The sequence below is a fragment of the Paenibacillus sp. VMFN-D1 genome (assembly GCF_003386155.1).
In the GTDB taxonomy this organism is placed as follows: Bacteria; Bacillota; Bacilli; order Paenibacillales; family Paenibacillaceae; genus Paenibacillus_AQ; species Paenibacillus_AQ favisporus.
The window spans coordinates 910,283-924,311 of sequence record NZ_QRDU01000002.1; the positions used below are offsets into that span (position 1 = coordinate 910,283).

At 56.7% G+C, this 14,029-nt stretch carries 12 protein-coding genes; 9 read left to right on the forward strand and 3 right to left on the reverse strand.

Annotation, left to right across the window (positions count from 1 at the left end):
• Positions 1-301 precede the first annotated feature (301 nt).
• Complete coding sequence (locus C7820_RS19705) at positions 302-1,513, reverse strand: MFS transporter (RefSeq protein ID WP_105441588.1); 1,212 nt, start codon at positions 1,511-1,513, stop codon at positions 302-304.
• A 201-nt stretch (positions 1,514-1,714) separates the two neighbouring features.
• Between C7820_RS19705 and hemE the strand changes: the two genes are divergently transcribed.
• From hemE to C7820_RS19750, 9 genes are all read left to right on the forward strand, one after another.
• Positions 1,715-2,755, forward strand: a complete 1,041-nt coding sequence (gene hemE, locus C7820_RS19710; protein WP_116232445.1) for a uroporphyrinogen decarboxylase — start codon at positions 1,715-1,717, stop codon at positions 2,753-2,755.
• Between the two features lie 52 nt (positions 2,756-2,807).
• Positions 2,808-3,758, forward strand: a complete 951-nt coding sequence (gene hemH / locus C7820_RS19715) for a ferrochelatase (protein WP_105441586.1) — start codon at positions 2,808-2,810, stop codon at positions 3,756-3,758.
• 154 nt (positions 3,759-3,912) lie between these two features.
• Positions 3,913-5,382: a CapA family protein gene (locus tag C7820_RS19720; protein WP_116232446.1), complete on the forward strand. Its 1,470-nt coding sequence runs from the start codon at positions 3,913-3,915 to the stop codon at positions 5,380-5,382.
• Positions 5,383-5,411: 29 nt separating this feature from the next.
• Positions 5,412-6,140 carry a glycerophosphodiester phosphodiesterase gene (locus C7820_RS19725; RefSeq protein WP_116232447.1) on the forward strand — a complete coding sequence of 243 codons (729 nt, stop codon included), beginning with the start codon at positions 5,412-5,414 and terminating at the stop codon, positions 6,138-6,140.
• A gap of 82 nt (positions 6,141-6,222) precedes the next feature.
• Entirely contained in the window at positions 6,223-6,846 is a 624-nt protein-coding gene (locus C7820_RS19730) for a fumarylacetoacetate hydrolase family protein (RefSeq protein ID WP_105441584.1), read from the forward strand.
• 6 nt (positions 6,847-6,852) lie between these two features.
• Positions 6,853-7,662 carry a DUF92 domain-containing protein gene (locus C7820_RS19735; protein WP_116232448.1) on the forward strand — a complete coding sequence of 270 codons (810 nt, stop codon included), beginning with the start codon at positions 6,853-6,855 and terminating at the stop codon, positions 7,660-7,662.
• A 202-nt stretch (positions 7,663-7,864) separates the two neighbouring features.
• Complete coding sequence (locus tag C7820_RS19740; protein ID WP_116232449.1) at positions 7,865-9,808, forward strand: ABC-F family ATP-binding cassette domain-containing protein; 1,944 nt, start codon at positions 7,865-7,867, stop codon at positions 9,806-9,808.
• Positions 9,809-10,003: 195 nt separating this feature from the next.
• Positions 10,004-10,393, forward strand: a complete 390-nt coding sequence (locus tag C7820_RS19745) for a BlaI/MecI/CopY family transcriptional regulator (protein ID WP_116232450.1) — start codon at positions 10,004-10,006, stop codon at positions 10,391-10,393.
• 2 nt (positions 10,394-10,395) lie between these two features.
• A complete protein-coding gene (locus tag C7820_RS19750) occupies positions 10,396-12,426 on the forward strand; it encodes a M56 family metallopeptidase (RefSeq protein WP_116232451.1) in 2,031 nt (676 codons plus the stop codon).
• A 179-nt stretch (positions 12,427-12,605) separates the two neighbouring features.
• Here the strand turns inward: C7820_RS19750 and C7820_RS19755 are convergent, their stop codons facing one another.
• Together C7820_RS19755 and C7820_RS19760 are read right to left on the reverse strand one after the other, a co-directional pair.
• Positions 12,606-13,643 carry a M42 family metallopeptidase gene (locus C7820_RS19755; RefSeq protein WP_116232452.1) on the reverse strand — a complete coding sequence of 346 codons (1,038 nt, stop codon included), beginning with the start codon at positions 13,641-13,643 and terminating at the stop codon, positions 12,606-12,608.
• Between the two features lie 37 nt (positions 13,644-13,680).
• A complete protein-coding gene (locus C7820_RS19760) occupies positions 13,681-14,010 on the reverse strand; it encodes a LapA family protein (RefSeq protein WP_116232453.1) in 330 nt (109 codons plus the stop codon).
• Between the last annotated feature and the right edge of the window lie 19 nt (positions 14,011-14,029).

Genomic DNA, 14,029 nt, shown 5'->3' on the forward strand with positions numbered 1-14,029 from the left:
TTTTGTTGGTGATTTGATACATTTCATAAAATAATCTAGCTTGATTTAGGTTGTGAAATGGAGTAGAAATAGTCTAGTGGATATTATATTATGTTAGATTACATTACATTACATATCTTCAAGTTTTGGGGCTTTAGTTAGGGGAAACGGAATATATAAGAAGGAGTTTGTCATTTATCACGTGAGGTTACTTTCCGGATCGATAGGGGCTTATTCTTGTAGTCATACGGCAAGAAAAAAGACGGCCGCAAGGTCACTTGTGTGACTCTGCGGCCGTCTTTTTCCCGCCAACGGCGGCTGTTCAGCGGTACTGCGGCGTGTTGCTGCGCTTGTACAGCTTCAGCCGCACCCAGACCATATTCAGCAGCAGCAGGCTGCCGGAAATGATGAACAGCCCTTCGATGCCGATAAATCCCGACAGGAATCCGCCGACGAGCGCGCCCAGCATATTGCCGAGTGCGAGCGTGCTTGTGTTGAAGCCGAATGCCCGGCTTTCCATACCTCCCGGCGTGTAGGAGCGGATGAGGGCATTGACGCTGGGCAGCAGGCCGCCCATGAAGATACCCATTAGGAAGCGGACGACGATCAGCTGCCATACACTCTGCACGAACGCCTGCGGGATCAGACACAGTCCTGCGCCGATCAGGGCGTAGGTCAGAATACGGTGGGCACCGACCTTGTCGCTGAAGCGCCCGAGGATCGGGGAGGTAATCATATTCGACAATCCCGTCACGGCGCTGACCACGCCCGCCCAGAAGGCGATGTCAACCGAGGAGCGGTGCAGCTTCTCCACGTACAGCGGCAGGAGCGACATGGGGCTCATCATCGCAAACTGCAGCAGAAACGTTACCGCGAACAGCGCGGGAAGCTGCGGAATACGGGCCAGCTCCTTGAAGCCTTCAAGCACCGACACCTGCGGCGCATGGGCGGCCTTTTCCCGGTTGAAGTTTTCCTTGACCAGGAACAGCGCCAGCAGGGAAGCGGCGAAGATGAGCATACCGATAATGTAAAAGATCGGGCGGAAGCCGATCAGGTCGGCCAAGCCGCCGCCGATCAGCGGCCCGAGAATCGTTCCGGCCACCGAGCCCGACTGCATGATCCCCATTGCAAAGCCCATCCGTTCCTTCGGGGTCGTGCTCGATACGAGCGAGATGGATGCCGGGTTGAAGCCGGAGATCGTGCCGTTCAGCAGGCGCAGCAGCAGCAGCTCCCACGGATTCCGGGCAAAGCCCATCAGCACGATGACGATGGCCATCCCGAAGCCGGAGCGCAGCAGCATGATTTTCCGGCCGTACCGGTCCGACAGCTTGCCCCATAATGGCTGAAAAATAAATGAGGTCATGAAGTTGGCCGCAAAAATAAAGCCCGCCCAGAGGCCGATTTCATGCTCGCCCTGCACCCCCAGATCTTTAGCCAGATACAGGGACAGGAACGGCGTGATCATCGTCATTCCGGAGTTGACCAGAAATTGGCCGAACCAAAGCACAATGAGGTTGACCTTCCACGGTTTCAATGTGCTTTCACTTCCTTTCTAAGTTGACTGATATAAATGATTGAAAAAAACACAGTTTTACCAGTATAGCACATTTCCTGAATGTCTTATGTTAAAGATGTCATACGATTGTCATCAGATGTCAGGGTACGGCGGTTGTTACTTACTTTTAAAAAGGGCATAATAGGAAGCAGAGAATTTTATAGATATGGAGGCCTATTCGTGACCTATAACGATACGTTGATCCGCGCCAGCTACAAGCAGGAAGTCAGCCATGTTCCTGTTTGGTATATGAGACAGGCGGGTCGCTATGATCCGGAATACCGCAAGATCAAAGAGAAATATTCGCTCCTGGAAATTTGCCGCCAGCCCGAGCTCGCTGCCGAAATAACGATGATGCCCGTGCGCAAGCTTGGCGTGGACGCAGCCATTCTGTATTCGGATATCATGAATCCGGTCGCATCCCTGGGAGTCGATTTTGATATCGTGAAAAATGTCGGGCCTGTGATCGACAATCCGATCCGGACCGCGGCTGATGTGGAGCGCCTGCGTCCGATCGACATAGACAAGGATCTCAGCCACATCATGGAGACGATCCGGATCCTGGACAAAGAGCTGGATGTTCCGCTGATTACGTTTGCCGGAGCTCCGTTTACGATTGCCAGCTATCTGATCGAAGGGCGTCCTTCGAAAAGCTATATTCTCACCAAGACGATGATGTACAGCCAGCCTGAGGTTTGGCATCAGCTGATGAACAAACTGGGCGACATGGTCATAACCTATGTGCGTGCGCATATCAAGAACGGCGGCAAGGCGTTCCAGCTGTTTGACAGCTGGGTGGGGGCGCTGGCGCCTCAGGATTTCGAGAAATTCGTACTACCTACCATTACCCGTATCTTTGCCGAACTTTCAGATTTACATGTACCGAAAATCTATTTCCCTGGCGTCAGCTCAGGCGAACTGCTGCCGACGTTGAAGGAACTGCAGGCGAACGTGATCGGGCTCGACTGGAGAGTGTCGATTGCCGAGGGACGGAAGCGGATCGGCGGCAAATTCGCCGTTCAGGGCAACCTGGACCCTTATGTGCTGACCGCGCCGATGGACGTCATCAAGCAGTATGCTAAAGAGATTATCGATCAGGGCGTTCAGGAGCCGGGGTATATTTTCAACCTGGGCCACGGCTTGTTCCCCGAAGCTTCGCTGGATAAGCTGAAGGAATTGACGGAATATATTCATGAATATTCGGCAACCCTTCTCCGCTAGGAGACCGTTTCTTCATGGAAGAACCGATATATAAAGAAGAGGTGAGCGTTTCGTGAAAAATAAAGTAGGCGTACTGGTGATGTCCTATGGCACACCGGAGAGCATGGAAGGCATTGAGGCGTATTACACGCATATCCGCAGAGGGCATGCCCCTTCGCCGGAGCAGCTCAAAGAGCTGGCCGACCGGTATGAGGCGATCGTGGGCGGCGTATTCCCGCTTCGTGAGAACACGAACCGGCAGGTGGCGAGCCTGCAGGAGACCCTGAACCGGGACAGCCGCCACCCCGAGGTAGAATTCGTCTGCTATCAAGGCTTGAAGCATGCTTCCCCGTTCATTGAGGACGGCGTGGAGGCGATGGCCAAAGACGGCATTAGCAAAGCGGTCGGGATCGTACTGGCGCCGCACTACTCGACTATGAGCGTCGGAAGCTATATGAAGCGGGCCAAAGCGAAAGCTGACGAGGTCGGGGTTGAGATGACCTTTGTGCAGAGCTACCATATGCATCCGCAGCTGATCGAGGCTTTTACCCGCCGTGTGAACGAAAAGCTGGCTTTGTTCGAGGAAGCCGGTGCGGACCGCAGCAAAGTGCGCGTCCTCTTCAGTGCGCACAGCCTGCCTGAGAAAATTTTGGAGCTGGGTGATCCGTATCCGGAGCAGCTTCTGGAAACATCCCGCGCGGTGGCGGAAAAGGCTGATATCACTTCCTGGCAGTTTGCTTGGCAGAGTGCGGGCCGTACCGCCGAGCCATGGCTCGGACCTGACATTCTGGACACGCTCCGCAACTTGAGCAAAGAGGAAGTCGAGGACGTGCTGGTCGCTCCGATCGGTTTCGTGTCCGACCATCTCGAAGTGCTGTACGATCTGGACATCGAAGCCCAGCAGGTAGCGAAGGAGCTGGATCTGCGTCTGATGCGCATCGATTCTCTGAACAGCGATCCGCTCTATATGCAGACGTTGTCCGACGCGGTGATCGGGCAGTGGGAAATGGCCCAGGCGGAGTAAAACTCTCGAATACGACTGCATCACTATATACGATGATGAACCCCTGTGTCACGGACCGGGGGTTCTATTTGTTCCCGGGAACCTGATATAATGGAGTGGGCCTTCAGGGGAGGGCCGCAGAGTATTTTAGAAAAATTGTAATGAGGGGTGAATCATGTACCCGCCAAGATCACAGAAACACCAGGCTGGAAAAAAAGCCAGGCGAAAAAGGCAGGGGCGGAAGTGGGGATACGTGAATCTCTGTCTGCTTGCCGTCATTGCACTACTTATTGGATATTATTTGTTGACGCAAAAGGCGCAAACGGGCGGCTCTGCGCAGGAGTCCCATAAGCCTGCACAGCAGACCGCAGAGCAGCCGCCTGCTGACCCGAAAGGAACGGTGCCGGGAAGCGGAGAAGTGGCGGGAGATTCCGGCCAGGAGACATCTTCGGAACAAGCGGCTGAGGAAGCTGGGGACCCGCCTCCGATGGATCAAGCGGGAACTCCGCCGGATCAGGAGGCTGCCGGCGTGCAGCAGGACCAGCCTGCTGGAAGCGGGAAGGAGCAGGCCGCGCAAGAAGGAAAGCAGGAGACGGGAAAGGATCCCGATTCCGGCAAAGCCAAGCCGCAGCAGGATCAAATCCCGGAGAAAACAGCGTCCGGGGGGACGTCGGATGCGCCATCCGGCCAAACGATTCGCATTCATTTTGTGGGCGACATGATTTTTTCGGGCAAAGTGGAAACGCTGCTTGAAAGCAAGGGCTATTCATACCCCTTTACATATTTGGGGGATCTGTTCAAGAAGGACGACCTGACGCTGGGAAATCTGGAGACACCGGTCACCACCCGCGGCGTCGGGGCCAAAAACAAAACGTTTGTATTTAAATCATCCCCTAAAGCGCTTGATGCGCTGCGAGCCGCAGGCATGGACGCCGTTACGCTCGCCAACAACCACATCCTCGACCAGGGGGAGGAAGGGCTGCTGGATACGATCACTCACCTGGGTGCCAGCGGCATTAAGTATGTCGGTGCAGGGAAGAACGCAGCCCGTGCCTACGCGCCGGAATACTTCTCTATCAAAGGTATGAAGGTGGCGCTGGTCGGTGCCAGCCGCGTATACCCGGAATCAAGCTGGGCCGCAGGTACCAATAAACCGGGTGTGGCCAGTGCTTACGGGCAGGCTCCCGAGGTGCTGAAATCCATTGCCGAAGCCCGCAGCAACGCTGATCTGGTCATCGTCATGGCGCACTGGGGCATCGAGCGGCAGAGCACGCCGGATGCCAACCAGAAGGCGCTGGCCCACGCCTTTATTGATGCGGGAGCCGATTTGATTATCGGAGCGCATCCGCATGTGCTGCAGGGGCTGGAGCAGTACAAGGGCAAATGGATTGCTTACAGTACGGGCAACTTTATTTTCACGAAATCGACTGTTCCGGCGACCTGGAAAACCGCGGTATTTGAGGCGTCGTGCAGTCCGAAGGGCGGATGTGGCATGAAGCTGATCCCGTATAAGACGGAGCTGGGACTGCCGGTTCCGATGAACGCCGAAGAAGGGAAGAAGCTGCTTCAGGAAGTGCAGCAGCTGTCCATTGGGGGCGTTCGGGTATCCGGCGACGGAACCGTAACGTCCGGCTCGGCACGTTGACCATAACTGAGGAGAGCGAGGGAGAGGGAATGAACAACCTGTGTGTGGCCCATCGGGGATTTTCCGGCAAGGCGCCGGAAAACACGATGGCGGCTTTTCGGATGGCGATGGCGGAGCCTTACGTCCAGTGGATGGAAATCGACACGCAGCTGACCGCCGACGGCATTCCCGTCGTCATTCACGATTTCAGCCTGGACCGGACGACCAGCGGCAGCGGCAAGGTCAAGGCCCATACGTGGCAGCAGCTGCAGCGGCTGGACGCGGGAAGCTGGAAAGGGCGCGATTTTCAAGGAGAACGCATTCCCTCGCTGGACGAAGTGCTGCGCCTAAGCTGCGGCAGGGTCCGTTTGAACATCGAGCTGAAAACATCCGGCAATATCTATCCGGGACTGGAGCAGGCGGTGCTCGAACGCGTATCGCGCTATCATATGGAGCAGGACGTGGTGATCACTTCGTTTGATACCGGTGCACTGCAGCGGGTCAAGGAGATCAACCCGGCGTTCAAGACGGGCTTGATCCTCGACGGCAGGCCCAAGGATCTGCCATCGCGCCTCAAAGCGCTGCAGTGCTCGTTCCTGTCGATCGGTCACCCTAATCTCGATACGGGCCTCGCGTCGCTGCTGATCTCCGAAGGCATTACGGTCATGGCCTGGACGATCGATGACGCCAGAGGCATGAAAAGGATCGCAGCAATGTCGCCCGAAATATTGATCTGTACCAACCGGCCGGACGTTTGGCGGAAAACCTTTCCCGGCTGAACCCTGCCGGAAACGGCAATGTTCGAACTCGGCAACCATTGTCGCCTTGCTCGATGCAACACCCAATCCATCTTAGCAAAGGATGATCGAGATGATTCGCAACGTATACTGTGTTGGCCGAAATTACAAACTGCATGCCGCCGAGCTCGGCAACGAGGTTCCGACCGAGCCGATGATCTTTATGAAGCCGTCCCATGCGGTCGTTCCGCTTGAAGATGCCGTTCTCGCTCTCCCGAAGGATCAGGGGGAGGTTCATTACGAAGGCGAAATCGTCATCCGCATCGCGCGTGATTATGAGCCTGGAGCCGTGGTGGATGATCTGGTGGACCAAATGGCGCTTGGCATCGATTTTACGCTGAGGGACGTGCAGTCGGTCATTAAGAAGAAGGGCCACCCGTGGACAGCGGCCAAAGGGTTTAAAAATTCCGCTCCCATTACGGGCTTCATTCCTTTTCCGGGAACCGGCAGCGTGACGGAGAAGGATTTTACCGTCTTGAAAAATAATGAGGAAGTGCAGCGCGGCAATGCGCGGGATATGATTTTCTCCCTCCAGGAAATCGTGGATTATATCGGCGCGCGTTACGGACTGGGCGAAGGCGACGTGATTTTTACCGGTACGCCGGCTGGCGTCGGCCCGGCATCCGAAGGCGATACGTTCGCTCTAGGCTGGGGCGAAGAGCAGCTTGGAAGCTGCCGCATCGGCTAAACCGTCATGATGTGGATCATCGGGGCGCTGTGCGCGCTCATTGTTGCCGGGGCTGCGTACTGGAAGCGGTCGCTCACCATATCGGGAGCGATCTGCGCCTTCGTTATGGGGACGATTTATTTCGGAGCGGGGAATCTGCTGTGGTTCGGCACCCTGCTCGTCTTTTTTATCAGCTCCTCGGCGCTGTCGAAGGTGAAGGCAAGCCGGAAGGCTGAGCTGGAAAAATCATACGCTAAAACGGGCAACCGGGACGCCGGACAAGTGCTGGCCAACGGGGGCGCCGGCATGCTGCTGTGCGTGATGAATGCCTTCTGGCCGCATGAGGGCTGGGTGTTTGCCTTCATCGGCGTCATGGCGGCAGTAACGGCCGATACCTGGGCTACGGAGCTCGGCAGCCTCAGCCGCAAGCCGCCCCGTTCGGTCCTGAACGGGCGCGTGCTCCCTCCCGGTACGTCGGGAGGGGTGTCGCTGCTCGGCAGCACCGCCGCCGCGGGAGGAGGGGCGCTGATCGGCCTCTTCGCCTGGCTGTTTGAACGGCTGTCCGGGCCGGTTACCCATTCGCTGGCATTGGACTTGGTGCTGGGTATAGTCGGCGGATTGGCCGGGGCTTTCGCCGATTCCATCCTCGGCGCATCCGTGCAGATTATGTACCAGTGCCCGGTGTGCGGCAAAGAGGTCGAGGTCATGACGCACTGCGGAAGCCCGACCCGCCGTATGGGCGGATGGCGGTTCATGAACAACGACGCCGTCAATATCGTCTCCTCCTTCATCGGAGGGGGAGCAGCCCTCGCGGCCGCGCTGCTGCTTTTCCCATGATTTTCGGGAGTTTAAGGGCTTAAAGCGCTTAAGGCAGCCCCGCTCCCCTTTTACCCCGCGTCTTGGGAAAGCGCAGTTCGCCCTGGACAACCCGCTCTCAACATCTGACAGAAGCACAGCATACATGCCGCCCAGCCTTTGGGCGGTTTTTGTGTTAATATAAAGGAAGCAGAAAATCGCTGGATGAGTAGGGGAAATAGCTATGAACATAATGACAGTTGAACATATCTCCAAAAGCTACGGAGAGAAGGTATTGTTTGAGGACGCGTCCTTCGGGATGGCGGATCAGGATAAAATCGGGATCATCGGTGTCAACGGCACCGGCAAATCCACCTTTTTGCGGGTCATCGCCGGACTTGAGCCTCCAGACGAAGGCCAGATTTCCATCGGTAACAGCGTCCGGGTTCGCTATCTGGCGCAAAATCCTGATTTTGACCCGGGCATGACGGTGCTTCAGCAGGTGTTCCAGGGCCAGGATCCACAGATGAAGATCGTCCGTGACTATACGGAGACGATGGAACGGGTCGAGCTGAATCCTTCGGACGAATCGCTGCAGCAGAAGCTTCTTAAGCTGAATCAGGAAATGGATGCCCTCCAGGCGTGGCAGCTGGAGAGCGAAGCCAAGACCATCCTGTCCAAGCTGGGCATTTCAAGCTTCGATGCCCTGATGGGGACGCTTTCCGGCGGCCAGCGGAAGCGTGTCGCGCTGGCGTCCGCCTTGATCCAGCCGTGCGAGCTGCTCATTCTGGACGAGCCGACCAACCATATCGACAACGACTCGGTCGCCTGGCTGGAGCAGTACCTCCAGAAGCGCCGCGGTGCGCTGCTGATGATTACGCACGACCGGTACTTCCTGGACCGTGTTGCGAATGTCATGCTGGAGCTGGACCAGGGCAGGCTGTACCGCTATGAGGCCAATTACTCGGCCTTTCTGGAGCTGAAGGCCCAGCGTGAAGAGCGGGAGGCGGCTTCCGAACAGAAGCGCCAGAACCTGCTGCGGACGGAGCTGGCCTGGATCCGGCGCGGGGCCAAAGCGAGATCGACGAAGCAGAAAGCGCGCATCGAACGCTTTGAGGCGCTGAAGGATCAGAAGGGGCCGCAGCGTGCCGGGAATGTGGACATGGCCGCGCTATCGACCCGGCTCGGCCGGAAAATCCTCGAGATCGAGCATTTGGCCAAAAAGGCCGGTGACCGGACGCTGATCCGCGATCTGAGCTATATTGCCGTTCCCGGCGACCGCGTCGGCATCGTCGGCCCGAACGGAAGCGGCAAATCGACGCTGCTGAACCTGATTGCCGGGCGGCTCCAGCCCGATGAGGGCGAAATCGTGGTCGGACCGACGGTCAAGCTGGGATACTTTACCCAGGAGCATCAGGAAATGGACGGCAATATGCGGGTGATCGAGTACATCAAGGAAGGAGCGGAAGTGATCCGGACCGATGACGGCAGCCAGATCACCGCTTCCCAGATGCTCGAACGCTTTTTGTTCCCGCCGGCTATGCAGTGGACGCCGATCTCCAAGCTGTCCGGTGGAGAGAAGCGCCGCCTGTATTTGCTCCGGGTGCTGATGTCAGCCCCGAACGTCCTTCTGCTCGACGAGCCGACGAACGATCTCGACATTCAAACGCTGTCCGTGCTGGAAGATTACTTGGACGATTTTCCGGGCGTAGTCTTCGTGGTTTCCCATGACCGCTTCTTTCTTGACCGCACCGTAGAGAAGATTATGGCTTTCGAAGGCGAAGGGGCAATTCGCGTCCATGTGGGGGCTTACACGGAATATGCGGAATGGATGAGCAAGAATGTGCCGTCTGCCGCAGGTGGCTCCCCTACAGACGGTCCGAAGAAAGCAGGCGCCTCTCAGGAGGCGGCCCAGCCTTCGGCTCAGGCGAAAGAAGCGACGCGGGAAAAGCTGAAATTCAGCTATAAAGAGCAGCGCGAATTTGAGCAGATCGACGGGCTGATTGAAGCCTGCGAGCAGAAGCTGGAGGGCATACAGAAGGAGATGGAAGCCGCGTTCAGCGATTCGGCGAGACTGCAGGAGCTGCTGCAGGCACAGCAGGAAGCCGAGCAGGAGCTGGAGCATTTGATGGACCGCTGGACGTATCTGAACGAGCTGGCGGAGAAAATTGAACAGAGCAAGGCTTAGATTGAAGCGGCTCAAGGAGCTGAAGGTTAGTATATTAGGGCGTTCCCATAAAAGTTGATGGGAGCGCCCTTTTTCTGCGTATTTTCAGCAAGCGGCATTTTCAGGGCAAAGAACGGATTGACATCCTGGATTACATGTGTAATATTGGATGCATACGATGACTACAAATGTGATCACTAGAAAGGAGAGTAAACCGTGAAACCACTTCCCGTCATTTCCGAGGCCGAATGGGAGGTCATGAAGGTGCTGTGGGCCGGCTCCCCGCTGACGGCTGGTGAGGTCATTGACGTTCTGGCCGGCCGCATGGACTGGAGCCCGAAGACGGTCAGAACGCTGCTGAACCGTCTCGTCGCGAAGGAGGCCGCTTCATTCGATCCGGACAGCCGCCCATACCGGTACTTCCCGCTAGTCTCGGAGGAAGAATGCCAGCGGGCGGAGACGAAGAACTTTTTACAGCGCATTTACAGCGGATCCTTCAAGCCGCTGCTCGTGAATTTTCTCAAAGAGGAGAAGCTGTCGCAGGAGGAGATCGCCGAGCTGCGCAAACTGCTGGATGAGACGGGCAGATCGGAAGGGAGGGGATAAGCATGCCGGGAAACCTGTACCCCCTGCTGAACGATTTGTTTGACTGGATGATCCATACGACGCTGCTGGCCGGTATGATGGTGGTCCTGATTTTATTGATGAAGCGGGTGTTCGGCAGATGGCTGAAAACCGAGTGGCATTACGCCTTGTGGCTGCTGTTAATTCTCCGATTGATCATCCCGGGCGGGCCTGAAAGTTCATTCAGCATGGGGAACCTTTTCTCCATGGCAGGGCAGGGAAACGCCTTGTTTGGGCAGCAGGCGCCGGAACCCCCTTCTTCCGGCCAAGCACTGCCACCGGTGAAGGTGGGGGACGAGGCCGATTTATTCCCTGGAGAACTTACGGGGGGCCATGAATCCGGAACTCCAGCTCTAGAGCAAAAGGATAGCGGGTTATCCGTCCGTTCGATCCTGATGGCGGTCTGGCTGACCGGGGCGTCGCTCCTGCTGATCCGGCTTGCCATCGCGAATATCCGTTACGCACGGCTGCTCGGCAGACATGCCCAAGCGGCAGACCCGGGAATGGTTCAAATGCTTGAAGAGGTTAAAGCCAGCATGGGCGTGAGGCGAAGCATCGGGCTGAAGATATCACCCGCCGTTTCCTCGCCCACGCTGTTTGGGGTGCTGCGTCCGCGGATGATCATGCCGCCGGGCATTGCGGAGCTTGAAGAGGCGCAGCAAAAGCATATTTTTTTGCACGAATTGGCGCATGCGAAAAGATGGGATATTTTGCTGAACTGGGTTGCGCAGATCCTCCTCGCCTTTCATTGGTATAATCCGCTGTTGTGGTATGGGTTCTACCGGATGCGGGAGGATCAGGAGCTGTCCGCCGATGCGCTGGCATTGAGACGGATGGATCCGAACCAAATCGCCCAGTATGGGCATACGATTCTGACGCTTTTGGAACAATACCGGACGGATGCCTATGTTCCGGGAACCGCAAGACTATCTGCTTCACGCAGGCAGCTGAGAAGGAGGATACTCATGATTAAAACGTTTAAACCGGCTTCTATCCGCTGGACGGTGATCGGTCTGGTGCTTGTGCTCGCCTTAGGCGGATGTGCCTTGACCGACGGAAAATCCACACAGGATCAGGCGTCTCCGCCGGCCGGAAGCACCAATACAGATTCGGGCACGACCCCCTCGGATGACGGTAATGGATCGAATGGGCAGACCCAAAATGGGGATGGACAGAACGAGTCCGGCGGCCACTCCGATTCCGGATCTGACAATGCAGGCAATGGCGCAGGCACAGGCTCCACTACAGGTGACAACACCGGTTCTGCGGGTGGCGGACCAGGCGCCACATCCGGGACCGGCAGTGCAACAAGCGGACACCAGCAGCAAATCAAGGATATCGCCACTTTAGCCAAGAAAGGCAGAGTAAAGGGCGCTGACTTTGTATCCGGCAAAACAACGATTGAGGACGTGCATGCCGCCTGGGGTGAGCCGGACCGGCCATGGCAGCCGACCGACCGTTACGCCTATGATTCTTACTCGCCGGGAGCGGGCCGGGGCAGCTATGCTTTTGGCATCGGGCAGGGCGAAGTGGTGTACGACATCCGTTATTTCGGATCGGGTACGGATAAGAGCACCGATCTAAGCAAAATCAGCTTCCAGGAAATCGAGAAAACCTTAGGCAAACCAAGCTCCGTCAAGACAAGCGGATCGGATGATGTACTTACCTATAAAGAGGGCGATTACGAGCTGAAATTCGTCGGGCCGCATGCCACCAAGCGCCTGGATCACATTTCGGTCTATTCGCCGAAAGCAGCCCGCTCCACCATGGGCGGCGATGCGACTGCGCAATCCGGAGCAAGCGAGAACGCCGCTTCAGTACGGGCCGGGGCGCAGGCCCCTCGTGAGACGGCACCAATCTTCACGCAAGCGCGGGCCAGTGTTCAAGCTGATGCTGTCCCGGCTGAGAGAGCAGGAAACGCTTCGGCGCCCTCCGAGCAGGCAGCATCAGGCAATAACCCGGTCGCGGAATCCGGCCCCGTGCAGGCAGCAATACCTTCCGGCGGAGGACGTTGATACACGCGTGAGCCTGGCGTGCGGATCGAGATTTCGCATTAGTGAACGAAATCAATGTATAAACGCTGCTGATATTGTGATTCAGCACCATACAGAACAAACCGGCTGTCCGAATGGACAGCCGGTTTGGCTTTGACGGGCGAGAGCCCGGCATATGGCTGATGAAAATAGCAGGCGCGTTACCCGCGGATATAAGCCGCAAGCAGCTTGACCGTATTCAGCACCGCCTGCTTATGGGTGCGCTCCATCGCGTGGGAAGCGTGAACGCCCGGCCCGATCAGCGCGGCACGAATGTTATTCCCGCCGGACAGGGCGGCGGAAGCGTCCGAGCCGTAGTGTGGATACACGTCCACGGCGTAAGGAATGCCTTCGGCTTTGGCCAGCTCGATCAGCCGGCTTGTCATCTCATAGTCGTACGGACCGGAAGAATCCTTCGCACAGATCGAGACGTCGGTCTCCTTGCAGCTGAGGTCGTCGCCGATGCAGCCCATGTCCACGGCGATCATCTCATCGATGTCCGAAGGAATATAGGCGGTGCCATGTCCAACTTCTTCATAGTTGGAGATCAGCAGCTTGACATTGGTGGACGGTTTCCAATTTTCCCGTTTCATCGACTCCAGCAGGCCGAACAGCGCCGCAACGCTGGCTTTGTCATCAATATGACGGGACTTGATATAACCGCTGTCCGTAATCGTCGCTCTCGCATCGAAGGAGACGAAGTCGCCGACCCCGATGCCCAGCTTCAGCACGTCTTCCTTGGATTCCACCAGCTCGTCGATGCGGACTTCCATGTGGTCCTCCTGGCGTTTGAAATCGCGTGCGTCGCTGTAGACATGCACCGACGGATGGGTGCTGAGGATCGTGCCGGTATAGGTTTTGCCGCTGCGCGTATGGATGACGCAGTATTCGTTCTCGATGCTGTGCATCATGAAGCCGCCGACGGACGTCAGCCGCAGCGTGCCTGAAGGCTTGACCGCTCTGACCATCGCCCCGAGGGTATCTACGTGGGCGCTCAGTGCGACCGTGCGGGAAGGATCCTCGCCCTGTACCTCCAGAATCGCCCCGCCTTTATGATTCCGGGTCAGCGGAATGTCCAGGCTTGCGGCTTCCTCTTCGATGAACTTCATAATGTGACCTGTAAATCCTGTAGGGCTCGGCGTGTCGAGCAGCTTTTTCAAAAAGGTTAAAACGTATTGTTCATTGGGTTGTATCGACATGTTCACGGTTCTCCTCCGTTAGAATTGCATTCCTCATTTACGACGGCTTCAAGCCGCCGGCATCTTCGTCAGAGCCCGCCTTGTTAGCGGCAGGATCCGGGAAGTAATACCCCGTTTCGGCCTGGACCTGAGCCAGTTGGGCCGACAGATGTTTGACTGTTTTCTGAAGTTTGTACTGCCTGAAAATTCCGTAGGATCCGACGATGATCCCGCCAATCAGCGTACATCCGAGAATGAGCAGAATCAGCGGAATGTTCACCTCGGCAAACATAAAGTTGACCTTTACGGGATCGACGTTGATCACGGCAAAAATCGCGGTGAGCAGCGCAAACAGAAGCCCGAATATGAGTGACCACTGCATTTTCACTTTGAAAACACCCTCTCCT

Coding starts and splice junctions, on each gene's coding strand:
- C7820_RS19720 (WP_116232446.1), top strand. CDS start 3,913: ATGTACCCGCCAAGATCACAGAAACACCAGGCTGGAAAAAAAGCCAGG.
- C7820_RS19725 (WP_116232447.1), top strand. CDS start 5,412: ATGAACAACCTGTGTGTGGCCCATCGGGGATTTTCCGGCAAGGCGCCG.
- C7820_RS19730 (WP_105441584.1), top strand. CDS start 6,223: ATGATCGAGATGATTCGCAACGTATACTGTGTTGGCCGAAATTACAAA.
- C7820_RS19735 (WP_116232448.1), top strand. CDS start 6,853: ATGATGTGGATCATCGGGGCGCTGTGCGCGCTCATTGTTGCCGGGGCT.
- C7820_RS19740 (WP_116232449.1), top strand. CDS start 7,865: ATGAACATAATGACAGTTGAACATATCTCCAAAAGCTACGGAGAGAAG.
- C7820_RS19750 (WP_116232451.1), top strand. CDS start 10,396: ATGCCGGGAAACCTGTACCCCCTGCTGAACGATTTGTTTGACTGGATG.
- C7820_RS19755 (WP_116232452.1), bottom strand. CDS start 13,643: ATGTCGATACAACCCAATGAACAATACGTTTTAACCTTTTTGAAAAAG.